At 59.3% G+C, this 19,290-nt stretch carries 19 protein-coding genes and 1 tRNA gene; 14 read left to right on the plus strand and 6 right to left on the minus strand.

Going from position 1 to position 19,290, the window contains the following annotated elements; translation table 11 throughout:
• Positions 1-17: 17 nt before the first annotated feature.
• The 8 genes from rpmJ (at position 18) to HF327_RS07390 (ending at position 4,841) form a co-directional block, all read left to right on the plus strand.
• Positions 18-131, plus strand: coding sequence for a 50S ribosomal protein L36 (gene rpmJ / locus HF327_RS07355; protein ID WP_003050535.1), 114 nt, complete (start codon positions 18-20; stop codon positions 129-131).
• Positions 132-152: 21 nt separating this feature from the next.
• Positions 153-518 (plus strand): 30S ribosomal protein S13, encoded by a 366-nt coding sequence (gene rpsM / locus HF327_RS07360; protein WP_099735463.1) that lies wholly within the window; start codon positions 153-155, stop codon positions 516-518.
• A 17-nt stretch (positions 519-535) separates the two neighbouring features.
• Positions 536-940 (plus strand): 30S ribosomal protein S11, encoded by a 405-nt coding sequence (gene rpsK / locus HF327_RS07365; RefSeq protein WP_003050538.1) that lies wholly within the window; start codon positions 536-538, stop codon positions 938-940.
• 88 nt (positions 941-1,028) lie between these two features.
• The gene (gene rpsD / locus HF327_RS07370; RefSeq protein WP_099735464.1) at positions 1,029-1,652 is read left to right on the plus strand and encodes a 30S ribosomal protein S4; all 624 of its coding nucleotides are present in this window, start codon (positions 1,029-1,031) and stop codon (positions 1,650-1,652) included.
• A gap of 112 nt (positions 1,653-1,764) precedes the next feature.
• Positions 1,765-2,763 carry a DNA-directed RNA polymerase subunit alpha gene (locus HF327_RS07375; protein WP_003050542.1) on the plus strand — a complete coding sequence of 333 codons (999 nt, stop codon included), beginning with the start codon at positions 1,765-1,767 and terminating at the stop codon, positions 2,761-2,763.
• Positions 2,764-2,895: 132 nt separating this feature from the next.
• Complete coding sequence (rplQ, locus tag HF327_RS07380; RefSeq protein ID WP_099735465.1) at positions 2,896-3,279, plus strand: 50S ribosomal protein L17; 384 nt, start codon at positions 2,896-2,898, stop codon at positions 3,277-3,279.
• 41 nt (positions 3,280-3,320) lie between these two features.
• Positions 3,321-3,397, plus strand: a tRNA-Met gene (locus tag HF327_RS07385).
• Positions 3,398-3,587: 190 nt separating this feature from the next.
• Positions 3,588-4,841, plus strand: coding sequence for an Hsp70 family protein (locus HF327_RS07390; protein ID WP_169107618.1), 1,254 nt, complete (start codon positions 3,588-3,590; stop codon positions 4,839-4,841).
• A gap of 57 nt (positions 4,842-4,898) precedes the next feature.
• On the opposite strand, the gene rsmI is transcribed toward HF327_RS07390, so the two are convergent.
• Entirely contained in the window at positions 4,899-5,831 is a 933-nt protein-coding gene (gene rsmI, locus HF327_RS07395; RefSeq protein ID WP_169107619.1) for a 16S rRNA (cytidine(1402)-2'-O)-methyltransferase, read from the minus strand.
• On the opposite strand from rsmI, the gene HF327_RS07400 reads away from it, so the two are divergent.
• The 3 genes from HF327_RS07400 to HF327_RS07410 all read left to right on the plus strand — a co-directional run bounded on the left by HF327_RS07400 (position 5,831) and on the right by HF327_RS07410 (position 7,592).
• Complete coding sequence (locus tag HF327_RS07400) at positions 5,831-6,247, plus strand: YraN family protein (RefSeq protein WP_169107620.1); 417 nt, start codon at positions 5,831-5,833, stop codon at positions 6,245-6,247. The two genes, rsmI and HF327_RS07400, sit on opposite strands and share 1 nt — an antisense overlap.
• Before the next feature lie 86 nt (positions 6,248-6,333).
• Positions 6,334-6,942: an SIS domain-containing protein gene (locus tag HF327_RS07405; RefSeq protein WP_099735469.1), complete on the plus strand. Its 609-nt coding sequence runs from the start codon at positions 6,334-6,336 to the stop codon at positions 6,940-6,942.
• Complete coding sequence (locus HF327_RS07410) at positions 6,939-7,592, plus strand: BON domain-containing protein (RefSeq protein ID WP_169107621.1); 654 nt, start codon at positions 6,939-6,941, stop codon at positions 7,590-7,592. Before HF327_RS07405 ends, HF327_RS07410 begins: the two co-directional genes overlap by 4 nt.
• A gap of 63 nt (positions 7,593-7,655) precedes the next feature.
• Here the strand turns inward: HF327_RS07410 and HF327_RS07415 are convergent, their stop codons facing one another.
• From HF327_RS07415 to HF327_RS07425, 3 genes are all read right to left on the minus strand, one after another.
• A complete protein-coding gene (locus HF327_RS07415; RefSeq protein WP_169107622.1) occupies positions 7,656-8,564 on the minus strand; it encodes an NAD(P)-dependent oxidoreductase in 909 nt (302 codons plus the stop codon).
• Positions 8,565-8,695: 131 nt separating this feature from the next.
• Positions 8,696-9,832 carry a PilT/PilU family type 4a pilus ATPase gene (locus HF327_RS07420; protein WP_099735471.1) on the minus strand — a complete coding sequence of 379 codons (1,137 nt, stop codon included), beginning with the start codon at positions 9,830-9,832 and terminating at the stop codon, positions 8,696-8,698.
• Positions 9,833-9,973: 141 nt separating this feature from the next.
• Positions 9,974-11,017 (minus strand): type IV pilus twitching motility protein PilT, encoded by a 1,044-nt coding sequence (locus HF327_RS07425; RefSeq protein WP_099735472.1) that lies wholly within the window; start codon positions 11,015-11,017, stop codon positions 9,974-9,976.
• 37 nt (positions 11,018-11,054) lie between these two features.
• On the opposite strand from HF327_RS07425, the gene HF327_RS07430 reads away from it, so the two are divergent.
• Complete coding sequence (locus HF327_RS07430; RefSeq protein WP_169107623.1) at positions 11,055-11,777, plus strand: YggS family pyridoxal phosphate-dependent enzyme; 723 nt, start codon at positions 11,055-11,057, stop codon at positions 11,775-11,777.
• Positions 11,778-11,889: 112 nt separating this feature from the next.
• On the opposite strand, the gene HF327_RS07435 is transcribed toward HF327_RS07430, so the two are convergent.
• Complete coding sequence (locus tag HF327_RS07435; RefSeq protein WP_169107624.1) at positions 11,890-13,137, minus strand: branched-chain amino acid ABC transporter substrate-binding protein; 1,248 nt, start codon at positions 13,135-13,137, stop codon at positions 11,890-11,892.
• A 42-nt stretch (positions 13,138-13,179) separates the two neighbouring features.
• Positions 13,180-13,968: a TetR/AcrR family transcriptional regulator gene (locus HF327_RS07440; RefSeq protein ID WP_169107625.1), complete on the minus strand. Its 789-nt coding sequence runs from the start codon at positions 13,966-13,968 to the stop codon at positions 13,180-13,182.
• A 165-nt stretch (positions 13,969-14,133) separates the two neighbouring features.
• Here HF327_RS07440 and HF327_RS07445 point away from each other — a divergent pair, with 165 nt between their 5' ends.
• Both HF327_RS07445 and HF327_RS07450 read left to right on the plus strand, forming a co-directional pair.
• Positions 14,134-15,732: an AMP-binding protein gene (locus HF327_RS07445; protein WP_169107626.1), complete on the plus strand. Its 1,599-nt coding sequence runs from the start codon at positions 14,134-14,136 to the stop codon at positions 15,730-15,732.
• A gap of 68 nt (positions 15,733-15,800) precedes the next feature.
• The gene (locus HF327_RS07450) at positions 15,801-19,100 is read left to right on the plus strand and encodes an acetyl-CoA carboxylase family protein (RefSeq protein WP_169107627.1); all 3,300 of its coding nucleotides are present in this window, start codon (positions 15,801-15,803) and stop codon (positions 19,098-19,100) included.
• Positions 19,101-19,290: the final 190 nt, after the last annotated feature.

The following is a 19,290-nucleotide window of genomic DNA, read 5'->3' on the forward strand; positions in this document are numbered from 1 at the left end:
AGTTTTAGGAGAATAAAATGAGAGTTTCGGCTTCGGTCAAGAAAATCTGCCGCAACTGCAAGATCATCCGCCGCAAAGGTGTCGTGCGCGTGATCTGCACTGACCAGCGCCATAAGCAGCGCCAAGGTTGATTGAAAGCATAGAGGACTAATATGGCACGTATTGCTGGCATTAACATCCCGCCGCACAAGCATGCTGAAATCGGCCTGACCGCCATCTTCGGCATCGGTCGCACAACAGCTCGTAAAATTTGCGAAGCATGCGGTATTGAATACTCCAAGAAGATCAAGGATCTGACGGACGCTGATCTGGAAAAGATCCGCGATCTGCTGAACCCCATGACTCTGGAAGGCGACCTGCGTCGCGAAACCACGATGAACATCAAGCGATTGATGGACATCGGCTGCTACCGCGGTTTCCGTCATCGTCGCGGACTGCCTATGCGCGGTCAACGTACCCGTACGAATGCTCGCACTCGTAAGGGTCCGCGCAAGGGTGCAGCGGCTCTGAAGAAATAAGAGATTGAAAGATCATTATGGCTAAGTCTCCCGCAAATAACGCAGCTGCTCGCGTTCGCAAAAAAGTCCGTAAGAATATTTCTGACGGCATTGCACACGTGCACGCTTCGTTCAACAACACGATCATCACTATCACCGACCGTCAAGGCAACGCTCTGTCGTGGGCTTCGTCGGGTGGCCAGGGTTTCAAGGGTTCGCGCAAGTCGACTCCCTTTGCAGCTCAGGTCGCTTCGGAAGTGGCTGGTCGTGCTGCTATCGAACAGGGCATCAAGAACCTGGAAGTCGAAATCAAGGGTCCCGGTCCAGGCCGTGAATCCTCGGTTCGCGCCCTAGGTGCTCTGGGCATCCGTATCACTTCCATTTCGGACGTGACACCGGTTCCCCACAACGGCTGCCGCCCTCAAAAGCGTCGTCGTATCTAATTCTTATCAAGCCCACCGCCGCCCAGGTGCTTTAGCATCGCGGGCGGCTCCCGTGTTTGCGCACGGTAGATGACACAAAGGAAATCAAGTGGCACGCTATATTGGCCCCAAGGCTAAACTCTCCCGCCGTGAAGGCACCGACCTGTTCCTGAAGAGCGCACGTCGCTCTATCGCTGACAAGGCTAAGTTTGACACCAAGCCTGGTCAGCATGGCCGTACTTCTGGTCAGCGCACTTCGGACTACGGTCTGCAACTGCGTGAAAAGCAGAAGGTCAAGCGCATGTACGGCGTGCTGGAGAAGCAATTCCGCCGCTACTTCGAAACAGCTGATCGCAAGCGCGGCAACACTGGTGCCAACCTGCTGTCTCTGCTGGAGTGCCGCCTGGACAACGTCGTGTACCGCATGGGCTTCGGCTCCACTCGCGCTGAAGCACGTCAGTTGGTTTCGCACAAGGCTATCACCGTGAACGGCCAGTCCGTGAACATTCCTTCTTTCTCCGTGAAGGAAGGCGACGTGGTTGCTCTGCGTGAACAGTCCAAAAAGCAAGCTCGCGTTGTCGAAGCTCTGCAGCTGGCTGCTCAAGTGGGCTTCCCCGCATGGGTTGAAGTGTCTGCTGACAAAGCAGAAGGTACTTTTAAGAAGTCTCCTGACCGCGATGAATTCGCAGCTGACATCAACGAATCTCTGATCGTTGAGTTGTACTCGCGTTAATTCTTAGCAGCGACATTTCTGTTAAACGTTCCCACGGCGCGAGGCATCGCGCCGTGGGTGCTTCACCAGCCTTACCGGTGTAACGAGCCGAGGGTATTGAGAGGAAGTCTGCATGCAAACGAATTTGCTGAAGCCCAAGACAATTAATGTCGAACAACTTGGTCACAACCGTGCCAAGGTGGTTCTGGAGCCGTTTGAGCGTGGCTACGGTCATACGCTGGGCAATGCCCTGCGCCGTGTTCTGCTCTCCTCCATGGTGGGTTACGCAGCGACTGAAGTGACGATTGCTGGAGTGCTGCATGAGTACTCCTCCATCGATGGCGTCCAGGAAGATGTGACCAACATCCTGCTGAATCTCAAGGGTGTGGTGTTCAAGCTGCACAACCGTGACGAAGTCACCTTGAGCCTGCGCAAGGATGGTGAAGGTGTTGTTACTGCACGTGACATCCAGACACCCCACGACGTAGAAATCGTCAATCCTGATCACGTGATTGCTCACCTGTCGCAAGGCGGTAAGCTGGACATGCAGATCAAGGTTGAAAAGGGCCGTGGCTATGTGCCCGGCAACGTGCGCCGTTACGGTGACGAATCGACTAAGTCGATTGGCCGTATCGTGCTCGACGCTTCGTTCTCGCCCGTCAAGCGCGTGAGCTACGCTGTCGAATCCGCACGTGTGGAACAGCGTACCGATTTGGATAAGCTGGTTCTGGAAATTGAAACCAACGGTGCTATCACCGCTGAAGATGCAGTGCGCGCATCTGCCAAGATTTTGGTGGAACAGCTGGCTGTGTTCGCACAGCTGGACGGTGGCGATATCGCCAGCGTGTTTGACGCTCCTGCCGGTGGTCGTGGCGCTGCTACGTCCTTCGATCCAATCCTGCTGCGTCCTGTGGATGAGCTCGAACTCACCGTTCGTTCTGCTAACTGCCTGAAGGCAGAGAACATCTACTACATCGGCGACCTGATTCAGCGTACCGAAAACGAGCTGCTGAAGACTCCTAACCTGGGTCGCAAGTCGCTCAACGAGATCAAGGAAGTCCTGGCTTCCCGTGGTCTGACTCTGGGCATGAAGCTTGAAAACTGGCCACCTGCTGGCTTGGAAAAGCGTTAATTGCTACAATCATGGGCTTTGCTGGGATTGATTTCGGCAAAAGCCCAAGTGCATCGGGCAGTACCTGATACGGCTGCCTGATTTAATTTAGAAATGATCTCCGGATAAAAACGGAGCAAAAGGAAAAGCACCATGCGTCACGGCAACGGACTCCGCAAACTGAACCGCACTTCTGCTCACCGCAAGGCGATGCTGCAGAACATGATGAACTCGCTGATCGAGCACGAAGCCATCAAGACCACGGTCCCCAAGGCCAAGGAACTGCGTCGCGTGATCGAGCCCATGATCACTCTGGCCAAGGTTGATACCGTGGCTAACCGCCGTCTGGCTTTTGACCGTCTGCGCGACCGCGACAGCGTGACCAAGCTGTTCAACGTGCTGGGTCCCCGCAACGCAACGCGTCCCGGTGGCTACACACGTATCCTGAAGATGGGCTTCCGCGTCGGCGACAACGCTCCTATGGCCTATGTTGAGCTGGTTGAGCGCGCTGAAGAAGCCGTCGCAGCTGCTGAATAAGCAAATGGCAGGCTGAAAAGCCTGCTATAATTTGGAAATACCGCGCGATGGAGCAGTCTGGTAGCTCGTTGGGCTCATAACCCAAAGGTCGGAGGTTCAAATCCTTCTCGCGCAACCAAATTAAAAACGCCCGCTGACATCAGCGGGCGTTTTTGTTTTTGGCTTTTCATTTTTAATTGTCAGCACCGTCTGAACAACCTGCTGGTAAAAATGTGAGCAACCAGTACTTAATGCTGATGACTTTGAAGATCAAAGTGACTCAGGGTTAAGTAATAGCAAGCGGTTGCTGCTTCAATTTTTGTACTCTCATGGCAAATGCATTGACTGTTCCCGGCACGCTGGGTATCGACTTTGGCACCTCGAACTCGGCTGCGGCCTACCGTGTGATGGGTGAGGTAGCCCGCCTGCTCCCTCTGGAATCGGCTGCGACCGGCATGCCAACGGCCTTGTTTTTTAACACCGAAGAGCGCAGCACGCACTATGGCCGCGATGCCATGCAGCAATACCTGGCGGGTGAAGAAGGCCGTCTAATGCGTTCGCTTAAAAGCCTGCTGGGCAGCAGCCTGTTGCTGGAGAAGACGGGTGTACATGAGCAGCTGATGAGCTATCAGGATGTGATTGCCATCTTCCTCAAGCGTGTGGCCGATCAGGCGCGTGTGGCCTTGAATGGTGCGCTGCCTGAGCGTGTGGTGCTGGGTCGCCCTGTGCACTTTGTCGACGCCCATCCAGAGCGTGACCGGCAGGCGCAAGATGCATTGGCTGCGGCTGCGCGCACGGCAGGTCTCGGTGAAGTGAGTTTTCAGCTGGAGCCGATTGCGGCAGCGCTGGACTATGAACAGCGCCTGAGCGAAGAACAACTGGTGCTGGTGGTCGATATCGGCGGCGGCACCTCGGACTTCACCGTGGTGCGCCTTGGCCCGCAGCAAGCCAAGCATGAGGATCGCAATCAGGATATTCTGGCCACGACGGGTGTGCACATTGGCGGTACCGACTTTGACCACCGCCTGAATGTGGCACAGGTCATGCCGCTGCTGGGCTACAAGCACATTGGCCCCAGCGGGCGCGAAGTGCCGAGTGGTGTGTTTTTTGACCTTTCGACCTGGCACCTGATTCAGTGGCTTTACACGGCCAAGTCTCTGGCTTCGGCACGTAGCCTCAAGACCGACTACAGCGATCTGCAACTGCACCAGCGCCTGATGAAGGTGTTGGATTGGCGCGAAGGCCATAGGCTGGCCGATGCGGTGGAGCAGGCCAAGATTGGCGCTTCACAAAGCCATGCGGCGGCGGAGATTGCATTGGGCTGGCTGGAAGAGGGCTTGCCTGCAGCAATCTCGCCCGAGGTGCTGCAGGAGCAACTGCAAGCCTTGTTGCAGCAAGTGGTGGAGTGTGCGCAAGACTGTGTAAAGCAAGCGGGTGTTGCCACGCCGGATGCCATCTATCTGACGGGCGGCTCGTCGGCTTTGCGTACTTTGCGCGATGCGCTGCGCGCAGCATTTCCCGATGTTCCGCAGGTGGAAGGTGATTTGTTCGGCGGCGTCGCTACAGGGTTGGCCTACGCCTGATATCAAAAAGTGAGCTGATAGCGGTTGATACACAAGCGCTATCGGCATTTTTGATGCTTACTCTTCTTCGGCGGCGCGCTTGAGTTCCAGCGCACGGTCATACAGCGCGTTGCGGCTGGCTCCGGTGATTTCGGTGGCGAGCTTGACGGCGGCTTTGGTGGGCAGCTCGGCTAGTAGCAGCTTGAGCACGCGCTCGGCCTCAGAATCCAGACCCTCGCCTTGTTGCTGAGCGACAGGGTGCAGCACGATGGCAAACTCACCCTTCACACGGTTAGGCGATGCCTGTAGCCAGCTCGCCAACTCGCTGGCTGGCATGGTGGCAATGTCTTCAAACTGCTTGGTGATCTCGCGCGCCAGTGTGACGGGACGGTCGCCCAGCAGCGCCAGAGCTTGTGCCATGTCGATGATGCGGTGTGGTGCTTCCAGCAGTACCGTGCAGCGCGGCTCGTCCGCCAGCTTCTGCACGGCAGACAGACGCTCCGCATTCTTGGTGGGCAGAAAACCGGCAAACAGAAAACCGCTTTCACCTTGCCCGGGCGTCACCGCGCCAGCCACGCTGATGGCCGACGTCACGCTGCTGGCACCGGGCAGCGGAATGCTGCGCAAGCCCACGGTCTGCAACGCTGCGCAAAGGCGTGCGCCAGGGTCGCTAACGCCGGGTGTACCGGCATCGCTGACATAAGCAATGCGCTGGCCCTGCTGCAGGCGGCTGATGATCTGCTGCGCGGCCTCTGCCTCGTTGTGCTGGTGCACGGCCAGCAACTGGCTGCCGGGGCGATCGAGCCCATAGCTGCGCAGCAGGCCTTGTGTGTGGCGGGTGTCTTCGCAGGCAATGCAGTCCACCATTTGCAGCACATGTAGAGCCCGCAGGCTGATGTCGGCCAGATTGCCGATGGGCGTCGCCACCACATACAGGGCTCCCTGCGGATAATGCTGGGAAGCGGCCGCTTCATGTGCGGCAGTCAGTGCAGAGGCGAAAGAGGTAGTCAATGGATTTCCTTGGAAAGCGGCCGCAAAGGCCTGCCGTCAAACCTGTGAATAACACCACCGCGCGTGGCCAGTTGGCCGAAGATGCGGCGCTGGCCTATTTGCAGACGCAGGGCTTGAAGCTCGTTGATCGCAATTATCGGACGCCGGGCCGAGGCGGCGGTGAAATCGATCTGATCGTGCGTGACCGTGACGGGTCTTTGGTGTTTGTAGAAGTCCGAAGCCGTAATACCGATCGCTTTGGTGGCGCGGGTGCCAGTATTGGCCACGCCAAGCAGCAGCGCATAGTACTGGCCGCCCGGCATTACCTGATGAGACTGGCGGCACCGCCGCCGTGCCGTTTTGATGTGGTGCTGGTAGACAGTTCGGCCAGCCCTGCAGCGATGGAATGGCTTAAGGCGGCCTTTGATGCGATGTAGTTCGTCACAATTTGCGCGCAACACGGCTGCGTAAATAACGGTTTGCTAGCAAAGAGATAACAGCTGGCAGGTATCATCGGGCCTCCATGCTAGAGCAACGAATCCAACAGCATTTCATCGACAGTGCCGACCTGAAGTACCAGGCCGCCCAAGCGCTGAGCCAACCTATCGCTTTTGCCGTACAGGCCATGCTGGCCTGCGTGACCGGCGGCGGCAAGGTTCTGGCTTGCGGCGCAGGCGTTTCGGCCAGCGATGCCCAATTATTTGCCTCCCTGTGTGTCACAGGGTTTGAACGCGACCGCCCTGAGCTGGCTGCGCTGGCTTTGACGTCAGACGGTGGCCTGCTGGGCTCCGTGGGAACGACAGGCTCGGGTGGCAATGCCACCCAGTATCTGGCGCGCCAAGTGCGTGCGCTGGGCCAGCCCGGCGACCTGCTGCTGGTCATGTCCGTGACGGGTAACGACGTGGCAGTGCAGGACGCGCTGGAGGCGGCCCATGAACGCGACATGATGGCGGTTGTATTGACGGGTCGCACAGGTGGCAATCTGGCAACGGTGGTGCGCGAGACAGATGTACTGATCTGCGTGCCCCATGACCGTGGTGCCCGCGTGCGTGAAGCCCATACTTTGATATTGCACTGTCTGGCTGACGGTGTGGACTCTCAATTGCTTGGTGACCAGGAGATGCCTTTATGAAGTCGCAGTGGACCCGTGTGGCATGTGCCGCCTTGACCGTAGCCGCACTGGGCGGCGCTTTGAGTGGCTGCGTTGCCTTGGTGGGTGGCGGTGCTGCCGTGGCCGGCATGTCGGCAGTTGACCGCCGCACAACAGGCACACAGGTGGAAGATCAGGGGATTGAGTTGCGCGCAGGTAACCGGGTGAGTGAAGTGATAGGTGACAAAGCCCGTGTCAGCGTCACCAGCTACAACCGCGTGGTGCTGCTGACGGGGCAGGCTGGCAATGCCACAGATAAGGCCACGATTGAAAAACTGGTGCGCGAGCAAGCCACTGTGCGTCAGGTCTATAACGAGATCGAAGTCGTTCCGTTCACGGCCACGCTGGGCCAGCGCTCCAAGGACACCATGATTACCGGCCAGGTCAAGGCCAGTCTGGTCAATGCCAAGGACATCACCTCATCGGCCATCAAGGTCGTGACCGAGAACCATGTGGTCTACCTCATGGGCATCGTCACGCCACGTGAGTCCAAGCGTGCGGCCGAGATCGCGCGTGGCGTCAATGATGTGACAAAGGTGGTGAGACTGTTTGAAGTCATCTCTGAAGACGAGTTGTCATCCATGACGCCCAAGGCGGCTCCCGTGACCGAGGACCAGGCCAGCGTCAACTGATGCGCTTCGGCCTTCCATAAAAAAGCCGGATCTGAGTCCGGCTTTTTTATGGAGACGAATGACTTATCGCAGACGCTGTATCAGGCTCGATGTATCCCAGCGGCTGCCGCCCATGGCCTGCACGTCTGCATAAAACTGGTCTACCAGTGCCGTGACGGGCAGGCGAGCGCCGTTGCGCTGGGCTTCTTGCAGCACCAGACCCAGATCCTTGCGCATCCAGTCCACGGCAAAGCCAAAGTCAAACTTGCCCACGGCCATGGTCTTGCCGCGGTTGTCCAGTTGCCAGCTCTGGGCGGCACCCTTGCCGATGACATCCAGCACCTTCTCCACGTCGAGATCGGCGCGCAGGCCGAAGGCAATGGCTTCAGACAGGGCTTGCACCAGACCGGCCACGCAGATCTGGTTGACCATCTTTGTCAGCTGGCCGCTGCCGCATTCACCCATATAGGTAAAGGCGCGCGAGAACGCATCGGCCATGGGGGCGACCTGATCAAACACGGCCTGATCGCCGCCGCACATGACGGTGAGCTGGCCGTTGACGGCTCCAGCCTGGCCACCCGAGACCGGTGCATCGATAAAGTGCAGGCCGCGCTTTTGCGCTTCGGCATACAACTCACGTGCAACTTGGGCTGAGGCCGTTGTGTGGTCCACAAAGATGGCCCCGGGCTCCATGCCTGCGAAGGCTCCATCGTCTCCCAGAACGACGGCCCGCAAGTCATCGTCATTGCCTACGCAGCAGAACACCATGCGTGCGCCCTTGACGGCCTCGCGCGGTGTGGCGGCCTGATGGCCGCTGGGGAATTCCTCGGCCCAGGCATGAGCCTTGGCGGCTGTGCGGTTGTAGGCGGTGACTTGATGACCTGCCATCGCCAGATGCCCCGCCATGGGGTAGCCCATGACGCCCAGGCCCAGAAATGCAACCTTGGTGGAGGGCGATGGCTGGTAGCTGCGAGATGTGATGGAAGCGGTCATGAGAAGTCCTTGAATACGTGGCGGCAGGGAAAACCAGTTGCCCATCGTACTGCGCGCAGGCCGGTAGTCAGGAGGGCCATTAAAGGCCTCCCGCAGCAACGGCTGTCCTGAGGCGCGTAGCGCCTCAGGGTTTACACAATCGTCAAGTGCTCGGTACCCGCCGCTAGATCCAGCGTGCGGGCGCGCTGGCTGTTGAGTTTGATTTGCAGGCGCAAATCGTTGACCGAGTCGGCATTGCGCAGCGCATCTTCATAGGTGACGAGATTGGCCTCAAACAGGTCAAACAGCGCCTGGTCAAAGGTCTGCATGCCGATGTTGCGGCTCTTCTTCATGATTTCTTTGATCTCGGCGACCTCGCCCTTGAAGATCAGATCGGCAATTAGCGGTGAGTTGAGCATCACTTCAATCGCTGCCACGCGGCCCTTGCTGTCCTGCTTGGGCAGCAAGCGCTGGGAGACCAGTGCGCGAAGGTTGAGCGACAAATCCATCAGCAGCTGCGGGCGGCGTTCTTCAGGGAAGAAGTTGACGATACGGTCCAGCGCTTGGTTGGCGCTGTTGGCGTGCAGCGTGGCAAGGCACAAGTGACCCGTTTCGGCAAAGGCCACAGCATGCTCCATGGTCTCACGGTCGCGAATTTCGCCCATCAGAATCACATCGGGGGCCTGGCGCAGCGTGTTCTTCAGCGCGGCTTCCCAGCTCTCGGTATCCAGACCCACTTCGCGCTGGGTGACTACGCAGTTCTTGTGCGGGTGCACAAATTCCACGGGATCTTCGATCGTGATGATGTGGCCAAAGGAGTTTTCATTGCGCCAGTCCACCATGGCGGCCAGCGTGGTGGATTTACCCGAGCCCGTCGCACCGACCATGATGCACAGGCCGCGCTTGGTCATGGTCACTTCCTTGAGCACCTGCGGCACGCCCAGTCCATCAATCGTTGGCAGGGTGGTGGGAATGGTACGCAGCACCATGCCAATCTTGCCCTGCTGAACAAAGGCGTTGACACGAAAACGCCCTACGCCGGCGGGCGAGATGGCGAAGTTGCACTCCTTGGTGTGCTCGAAGTCCGCCACTTGCTTGTCACTCATGATGGAGCGTGCCAGCGCCAAAGTGTGCAGCTGCGTCAGCGGCTGAGGCGATACCTTGGTGACCTTGCCATCAATCTTGATGGCCGGCGGAAATTCTGCCGTGATGAACAGGTCACTGCCATTGCGGCTGACCATGAGCTTGAGCAGATCGTTGATGAATTTACTGGCCTGATCGCGTTCCATGAACACTCCTTATGCAGCGGTCCATAACCGCTGTCAAAAAACTGGCGCGGCCCAGACGAGAAACACCGAGCAAGAGCCGCCCCGCCGCGAAGATGTTGCCCCCCTTAGGGGGAAGCGGCAAAGCCGCTCAGGGGGGAGACATCATCCAGGGAAGTTCTCAGGAATCTTGGCCTTGCTGCGCGCTTCGGCCGGGCTGATCAGGTTGCGGCGCACCAAGTCGGTCAGGTTCTGGTCCAGCGTCTGCATGCCTACGTTCTGACTGGTCTGGATGGTGGAGTACATCTGCGCCACCTTGGCCTCGCGGATCAAGTTACGGATCGCGGGCGTGCCCAGCATGATTTCGTGCGCGGCCACGCGGCCCTGGCCGTCCTTGGTCTTGCACAGCGTCTGCGAGATCACGGCCTGCAGTGACTCGGACAGCATGGCACGCACCATTTCCTTTTCTTCGGCCGGGAAGACATCAATGATACGGTCGATGGTCTTGGCGGCCGACGAGGTGTGCAGCGTGCCGAACACCAGGTGACCGGTTTCGGCAGCTGTCATGGCCAGACGAATGGTTTCCAGGTCACGCATTTCACCGACCAGAATCGCGTCCGGATCTTCACGCAGCGCAGATTTGAGCGCTGCCGCGAAGGACAGCGTCATCGGGCCGACTTCACGCTGGTTGATCAGGCACTTCTTGGACTCGTGGACAAATTCGATGGGGTCTTCCACCGTCAGAATGTGGCCGTACTCGGTTTCATTCAGAAAGTTGACCATGGCCGCCAGCGTGGTGGACTTGCCCGAGCCTGTAGGGCCGGTCACCAGCACCAGGCCGCGTGGCTTCAAGGCCAGGTCGCCAAAAATCTTGGGAGCGTTGAGTTGCTCCAGTGTCAGAATCTTGCTGGGAATGGTACGAAACACGGCTGCGGAGCCACGGTTTTGATTGAACGCGTTCACACGAAAGCGTGCCAGGCCTTCAATTTCGAAGGAGAAGTCCACCTCCAGAAACTCTTCGTACTGCTTGCGCTGCGCATCACTCATGATGTCGTAGACCATGGCATGCACGGTCTTGTGATCCAGCGGGTCGATGTTGATGCGGCGCACATCGCCGTGCACGCGAATCATGGGCGGCAGGCCCGCCGACAAATGCAAGTCCGAAGCTTTGTTCTTGACACTGAATGCCAGCAATTGCGTGATATCCACGGAGATCCCTCTCTTGTTTGATACTCTGGCGCCAATTATGACGACGATTGAAAACAATCTGGGGCAGATTCATGCCCGTATGGCAGCAGCTTGCGCTCAGGCAAACCGACCTGTGACGGCGGTGCAACTGCTGGCTGTTTCCAAAACTTTTGGCGCAGATGCCGTACGCGAGGCGGTGCTGGCCGGTCAGCGCAGCTTTGGTGAGAACTATATACAGGAGGCGGTCGAAAAGATTGCCGCTGTGCGCGCCATGCAACTGTCCGGCGCAGAAGCCTTGCAATGGCATTGCATTGGCCCCATGCAAAGCAATAAGACGCGGCTGGTGGCTGAGAACTTTGACTGGGCCCAGACCGTGGACCGGCTCAAGATTGCCGAGCGCCTTTCGGCCCAGCGCCCCCAAGGCATGGCACCGCTCAATATCTGCATTCAGGTCAATGTGGATGGTGGTCCCACGAAGTCGGGTGTGATGGCTGAGGATGCGCTGGCGCTGGCTGAAGCCATTGTGAAACTGCCCAATCTGGTGCTGCGCGGCATCATGAGTATTCCCGATGACACTCCTGATTTTGAAGCGCAATGCGCTCTCCATCAAAGGGCTGCAGCCATTTTTGATGCTATCAAGGTCAGTGGTTTGTCGGGGCTGGAGCGCTTTGACACGCTGTCCATGGGTATGACAGGTGATCTGGACGCGGCTGTGGCAGCGGGCAGCACCATGGTGCGGGTGGGGAGTGGGATCTTTGGAAAGCGGAGCTACACCCCCTGAGCGGCTGCGCCGCTTCCCCCTCTCTGCTTCGCGGAGGGGGACGACACCTTCGGCGCGGGGCGGCCCTTCCTCGGTGTCTCTTTGCCAGCCCACGGCAGTTTTAGGCTTGTACTCAAGGCCGCTTCATCTGGCATTCGGTCGGTAGATCAAGCTGCTGGGCGGAATAGACGGCATCGGTTCTGAAGCCGTAGTTTGTGCCTTCCCAGCCGGTTTTGACCAGTTTCCCGTCCACGGGCGCGATGGTGTTGACGACCTGGGGCAGCAGCAACTGATGGTCCTTGCCGCGCATCTTGACAGCGCCGAAGACGGTGTCCATCTGCATGTCTTCCAGGGCCTTGGCGATTTTGACGGGCTCGGTGGATTGGGCTTTGGCCATGGCCGCAGCTAGCATGCGGGGAACGAGGTCCATGCGCGGTGCCAGGAAGTCCTGATTCATCTTGGCTTTGTATTCCTTGGCGCGGGCGTCGGCCTGGGTACGGTCGGCCATGCCGGGGTGCCATTCGGCAACCCAGGTCACCTGGCCGATCTTGGCCTGAGAGATGGAGGTCACGGTGCCCGGGAAGCCGCCTGCGCTATGGTTGAAATAGCGCAGGTTGTAGCCGGAGTCGCCTGCGGACTTGAGCAGCAGCGCCATGTCCTGCCCCCAGTTGCCCGTGATGACGGAGTCGGTGCTGACCTCCTTCATCTTGGCCACATAGGGTGCGAAGTCCTTGATGCGGCCCATGGGGTGCAGCGTCTCGCCCACAAACTGAATCTCCGGCCTTGCCTTGCCCACCATGTTGCGGCCAAAGCTGGCCCATTGCTTGCCGTGTGCGTAGTCCTGGTTGAGCAGAAAAACCTTCTTGATTTCCGGCTGGGTCTTGATGTAGTTGGCAATCGCCTGCATGCGCATGGCCGTGTTGGCGTCAAACATGAAATGCCAGAAGCTGCAGGCCTTCCCGGTCAGCTCGGGATCGATGGAGCTGTGGTTGAGTATCAGCACCTCCTTGCCCGGATTGCGCTGGTTGTAGCGCGATGCGGCCTGTACCAGTGCGGTGACGACGGACGAGCCAGAGCCGCCCGTCACCACCACGCGCGCGCCCTGATCAATGGCGGCCTGCAGCGCGCTCTGGCTTTCCTGAGCGGAGAGCTTGCTGTCGAACTGCAGCAGCTGAAATTTAGCGCCGTTGAAGAGCCCACCTTTGGCGTTGACATCATCCACCGCATACAGCACATGGTTGCGCATCACTTCGCCCACGTTGGCAAACGGGCCAGAGAGCGGGTCGATAAAGGCAATTTTGAACGGCTCTGCCGTCTGGGCAGAAACGGCGCCAGCGCAAAGGCTGGCAGCAAGTGCAATGGCTGAAAAACGAACGGACATGGTGGTTGTCTCCAGGGGATGAATTGCGCCGTAGCCGTTTTCTTATGCGGCGGTGCTGCTGGGGGATGGGGCGCTCTTGCGGCGCTTGGGCGGGGCGTCTTTGGCGGCTGGCGCTGCCTTGCTTGTGCTTCGCTTGCGGTAAGGGGGCGGGGCAAGTGCTGCGCTGCTGCGCAGTCCCAGCACGCGCGAGGCCAGATCTGTCAGTTCCACCACCATTTCGGCGGGGCCGAGCTTGCCGTTTGGCTGGTACCAGTTGTAGAGAAAGCCAGGCAGGCTGCAGGCGGCCTGCGCCGTGATGCGGGCATCGCGAAAATCAAAATGTCCGCTGGCGCGCCCTTCTTCCAACAAGGCGCAGAACTGTTGGTAAAACTGCTGTGCCACTTCGCGTGAAGCTTTGAGGTAGGCAGGGCTGAAGGCCTGTGGTTCGCGGTACGGAAAAAAGCCTGCCGGGTAATGTGCAATGGTGGCCGCAATCAGTCGCTGCAGACCATCAATCGCTTTTTCATGCGCGGGGCGAGGGTCGTCTGCCGCAAAGTCCAGCACCGTAAAACAGGCCTCGGTGGGCGCCCAGCACAGGGTCTCAAAAATCTCCTGCTTGTTGCGAAAGTAGTAGTACACAAAAGGCTTGGTCACGCCCAGCGCCTGCACGATCTGCTCAATGGTGGTGCTGGCGTAGCCGTAGCGGTCAAACAGCGCTTCGGCGGCTTTCAGAATGCGCTCGCGCTTCTCGTCAGAGCCGGCGGTTTGAAGCTTCTGGCGCCCCTTCGGAGCCACAGGTGTGGCAACAGCTAGGGTGAGCGATTTCTTTGTTTTTCTGGGGGCGGTAGCCATGCGGGTTTCCGTGTGTCACGTTCGTTATACCGATGGGTAGTATTGTTCTACCGGCAGGTATACATTGGCAAGACATCGGGGCGGGAATCGGCCTAAGGCTATCCCTGAGATGACGCTAAAAGCGCACCAAGCCTCGGTTTTAACGAGACACCCAGGAGACAAACCATGGCTGAATCCGAGACCCTCATCCCCTTGCATGAGGCCCTGCGCCGCAATGCGCGCAAGCATCCCGAGCGCGTTGCCTATATCTGGTATGGCCAGCACATTAGCTGGCGGCAGGTGGATGAGGCCAGCGATGCCGTGGCTGCTCACCTGCAGCAGCTGGGCGTGCAAAAAGGTGAACCGGTGGCGCTGTTCATGAACAACTGCCCGCAGTACATCGTCGCGCACTACGCGGTGCAGAAAATCGGTGCCATCGTCTGCCCCTGTGGGCCGCTGAACAAAGAGCATGAGCTGGAATACCAACTTAACGATTTGCGGGCACGCATCATCATCGCGGCCGATGGCTTGCTGCCCGTGGTCGACAAGGTGCGCAGCACTACGGCGATTGAGCATGTGCTGGCCGTGCGCTATGGCGACTGGTTGCCTGCCCAAACCACGCTGGCCCTGCCGCCAGAGTTGCAAGTGCCAGCGCAGGATCTACCCGCCCATGTGGAATCGTTCTGGGCGATCATGCGCAGCGGCGCAAAGCCCCAGCCGGTTGCCGTCAGCATGGATGACGTGGCGTTGATGACCTATACCTCGGGCACCACCGGCCTGCCCAAGGGCGCCATGCTGAGCTTTGGCGCGGCGGCGTACAAGACCGCAGGCGCATCGACCGTGACGGGGGTGAGTGATCAGGATGTGCTATTGGCCGTGGCACCGCTCTATCACATTGCCGGCATGTCCATGGGTGTCAACATGCCCGTGCACTCGGGCGCGCCCTGCGTGCTGCTGCACCGCTTTGATCCGCTGGCCGTAGCGCAGGCGCTTGAGCGCTACCGCGTGACATGGTGGTACAGCATTGCGCCCATGAACGTGGCGCTGATGCAGGTGCCCGGCGTCGAGCAGATGGACTTCAGTGCGCTGCGCCGCAACACCGTCACCAGCTTTGGCATTACCTACACACAGGCGCTGGCCGAGCAGTGGAAGCGCTTTACGCCCAACGCCATCTCCAGCGAAGCGGCTTACGGCCTGTCGGAAACCCACACCATGGACACCTTCATGCCCGGCGATGCCATTCGCTGGGGCACGCACGGCAAGCCTTCACCGGGCAATGAAATTCGCGTTATCGATCCCGAAACCAGCGTGCAACTGCCTCCCGGTGAAGTGGGTGAAATCATCATTCGCGGCCGGGGCAACTTCAAGGGCTACTGGAACAAGCCCGAAGCCACGGCCAAGACGCTCAAAGACGGTTGGGTCTACACCGGCGACATGGGCAAGTTTGATGAAGACGGCTACCTCACTTTCATCGGCCGCTTCAAGGAAATGATCAAGGTCTCGGGCTACAGCGTCTTCCCCGAAGAGGTTGAAACCATTTTGATCAAGCACCCCGCCATTGCGCAGGCCGCCGTGCTTGGCGTGGCCGATGCGCAAAAGGGCGAAGTGGTGCGCGCCTTCATCGTGCGCAAACCGGGCCAGAGTCTGGAAGCCGATGCGCTGCTGGCCTGGGCCAGAGACAACATGGCGACTTACAAGGCTCCGCGTGAGGTGCGTTTTATTGAGGCGCTACCCGCCACCGGCGCGGGAAAAGTGCTGCGCCGCTTGTTGCGCGATATTCCTTGATGTTTCGAGTGAAAAATGCCTCAAGTCCTTGATGGGTGTGCGCTAAAAGCTATTAAAACGAGAGTTCTATGTTTGAAAAAGTCCTGATCGCCAACCGTGGCGAAATCGCCTTGCGCATCATCCGCGCCTTGCAGGAATTGGGCATTTCCAGCCTTGCGGTCTATGCGCAGGATGATGCGCAGGCTCCCCATGTGCAGGCCGCAGACGCCTCCGTCGCACTGGGCGCCAGCGGCCCATCGGCATATCTGGATGGCGCACATCTACTGCAGATAGCGCAGGCACAGGGCTGCGATGCGCTGCACCCCGGCTACGGTTTTTTGAGTGAAAACGCAGACTTTGCGCTGGCTTGTGCTGCTGCCGATGTGCGCTTTATCGGCCCCACGCCAGAGCAACTGGCTTTGCTGGGCGACAAGGCCAGAGCCCGTGCGCTGGCGCTGCAATGCGGTGTGCCTTTGATGCTCGGCAGTACCGAGGTGGTGACGCTTGCGCAGGCGCAGCAGTTCTTTGCTCAGCAGCAGGCCGATGGCGCCAGCGGCATCATGATCAAAGCCATTGGCGGTGGCGGCGGGCGCGGTATGCGGGCGGTGAATCAGGCCGGTGATGTGGCTGCTGCCTATGAGCGCTGCCGCAGCGAGGCAAAAGCGGCGTTTGGTGTGGACGGTGTGTATGTAGAGCGCCTGATGACGGGCGCACGCCATATCGAGATTCAGCTGCTGGGCGACGGCAGCGAATGGCCGATGGCGCTGGGCGAGCGCGAATGCACGCTGCAGCGCCGCTTTCAAAAGCTGGTGGAGATTGCGCCCAGCCCCAGCCTGCGGCAGCCGCTGCGCGAACGCATTACGCAAGATGCGCTGCGCATGGCGGCGCAGTTGCGTTATGAAAGTCTGGGAACCTTCGAGTTTCTGGTCGATCTGAAATCGCCGACTTTGCCTTATGTGTTCATTGAGGCCAACCCGCGCCTGCAGGTTGAGCACACGATTACCGAAGAGGTCTTTGGTGTCGATCTGGTGCAGGCGCAGATTCGTATTGCCGCCGGTGATCACTTTGCGGATCTGGGTCTGAACGTCAATCAGCCACCACAGCCGCGCGGCTATGCCATGCAGTGGCGCATCAATGCCGAAACGCTGGATGCGCAAGGCAACGCCCACCCTGGCAGCGGCCGCATTGCTGAGCTGCGCTGGCCGCAAGGGCCGGGCATTCGCATCGACAGCCATGCGCAGCAGGGCGCCAGCCCATCGCCGCATTACGACACCTTGCTGGCCAAGCTCATCGTGCACAGCAATGCCCCGCGCTTTGAGGATGTGCTGCGCCGCTCGCAGCGTGCGCTGGCCGAGTGCCACATTACCGGTTTTGACACCAACCTGCCGCTGCTGCAGGCGCTGGCCGAGCGGCCTGAAATGCAAAGCCAGGCTGTGCACACGCGCTGGCTGGAAGAAGTTTTGCCGCAGCTGGTAGATGCTTCTGAAAAGATAGCTGCTAGTGTCAATCATCAAAATGATTCAGTGCTGAAAGCGGCTGAAACCCAATCAAATCAAGCGCAAGCAGCTCCTGAAAATGCAGTGCTGGCACCCATGCCCGCCAGAGTCGTGCAATGGGCTATCGCCGCTGGTGATGTGGTGGCCAAGGGCGCAGAGCTAGGCATTCTTGAAGCCATGAAGATGCAGCATGTGCTGTTTGCGCAGGCTGCGGGTGTAGTGCAGGAATTGCTGGCAGAGACCGGCAGCTATGTGGTGCAGGGCCAGGCGCTGCTGGTGCTGGGTGATGCGCAGGGCGATGCCGCCCACGCCGAGGTGCAGCAGCAAGCACTGGACCCTGATGACATTCGTGCCGACCTGCAGCGCGTGAAAGATCGCCATGCCTTCACGCTGGATGCTGCGCGGCCCGATGCCATGGCCAAGCGCCACGCGCAGGGCAGCCGCAGCGCCCGCGAGAATATTGCAGACCTGTGTGATGAAGGCAGTTTTACCGAATACGGCGCGCTGGCCATTGCTGCGCAAACACGCCGCCGCAGCATTGACGATCTGGTTGCCAACACGCCCGCAGATGGCATGGTGACAGGCATTGGTTCCATCAATGGCCAGCAGTTTGGCGAAGAAAAATCGCGAGCCGTTGTCATGTCGTATGACGCGACGGTGCTGGCCGGCACGCAGGGGGCGCGCAATCATGCCAAGACCGATCGCATGCTGGGCATTGCCTTGCAGCAAAATTTGCCCGTAGTGCTGTTTGCCGAAGGTGGCGGTGGCCGCCCCGGCGATACCGATACGCCCGTGGTGGCGGGCCTGCATGTCCACACGTTTGCGGCCTATGCAGCCCTCTCGGGGCAGGTGCCGGTGATTGGCATTACGCATGGCCGCTGCTTTGCGGGTAACGCGGCGCTGCTGGGCTGCAGCGATGTGATTATCGCCACGCGTTCCAGCACCATCGGAATGGGCGGGCCAGCCATGATCGAGGGCGGAGGGCTGGGCGTTTTCAAGCCCGAAGAAGTCGGCCCCAGCAGCGTGCAGCATGCCAATGGCGTGATCGATATTCTGGTGGAAGATGAAGCGCAGGCCGTGGCCGCGGCGCGCCACTATCTGTCATTTTTTCAGGGCCGCAGCAGCGCGCAGTGGTCAGTGCCTGATCAGCGCCATTTGCGCCATGTAGTGCCAGAAAATCGCTTGCGCGCTTACGACACGCGCGCCGCCATGGTCGGGCTGGTGGATGAGGGCAGTCTGCTCATGCTGCGCACCGGCTTTGGTCTGGGCATTCATACCGCGCTGGCGCGTATTGAAGGGCGGCCCGTGGCGTTGATGGCCAACAACCCCGGCCACCTGGGCGGCGCGATTGATGCCGATGCCGCCGACAAGGCCGCGCGCTTCATGCAGCTGTGCAATGCGCACGGCCTTCCCATCATCAGTCTGGTGGATACGCCCGGCTTCATGGTGGGGCCTGAGATTGAAAAGACGGCCCAGGTGCGCCATGTCAGCCGCTTGTTCGTGACGGCTGCCAAGCTGCGCGTGCCGTACTTCAGCGTGGTGCTGCGCAAGGGCTATGGGCTGGGGGCGATGGGCATGACAGCGGGCAGCTTTCATGCACCTATCTTCAACGTGGCCTGGCCTACCGGAGAGTTTGGTGCCATGGGGCTGGAAGGTGCAGTGCGGCTGGGTTTTCGCAAGGAGCTGGAAGCCTTGCCCGAGGGGCCGCAGCGCGATGCGCTGTTTCAGAAACTGCTGGCTCAGCAGTACGCACACGGCGAGGCCATGCACATGGCTGCCACGCTGGAGATTGATGCCGTCATCGACCCCGCGGACACCCGCCACTGGCTGGTGCGCGCTCTGGCCGGTGCACAGCTGCGTGAGAGCCAAGGGGCGTTTGTGGACACATGGTAAACGCTGAGATTTTCGCTGGCTCAGTGTTTGAGATTCAAAATGAAATCAGTTGCTGGCGCTTATGTATCAAGCGCTTATAGCTCCTGTTTTTGATATTTTCTCTATACAGAAAACCATATTCAGCCTCATGCTAAGCTGAAAGTCTTGCCGAAATTGCCTGACCGCCAAGGTGGCTGTGACGGGCACTTTT

The organism is Comamonas suwonensis (assembly GCF_012844455.2).
In the GTDB taxonomy this organism is placed as follows: domain Bacteria; phylum Pseudomonadota; class Gammaproteobacteria; order Burkholderiales; family Burkholderiaceae_C; genus Comamonas; species Comamonas suwonensis.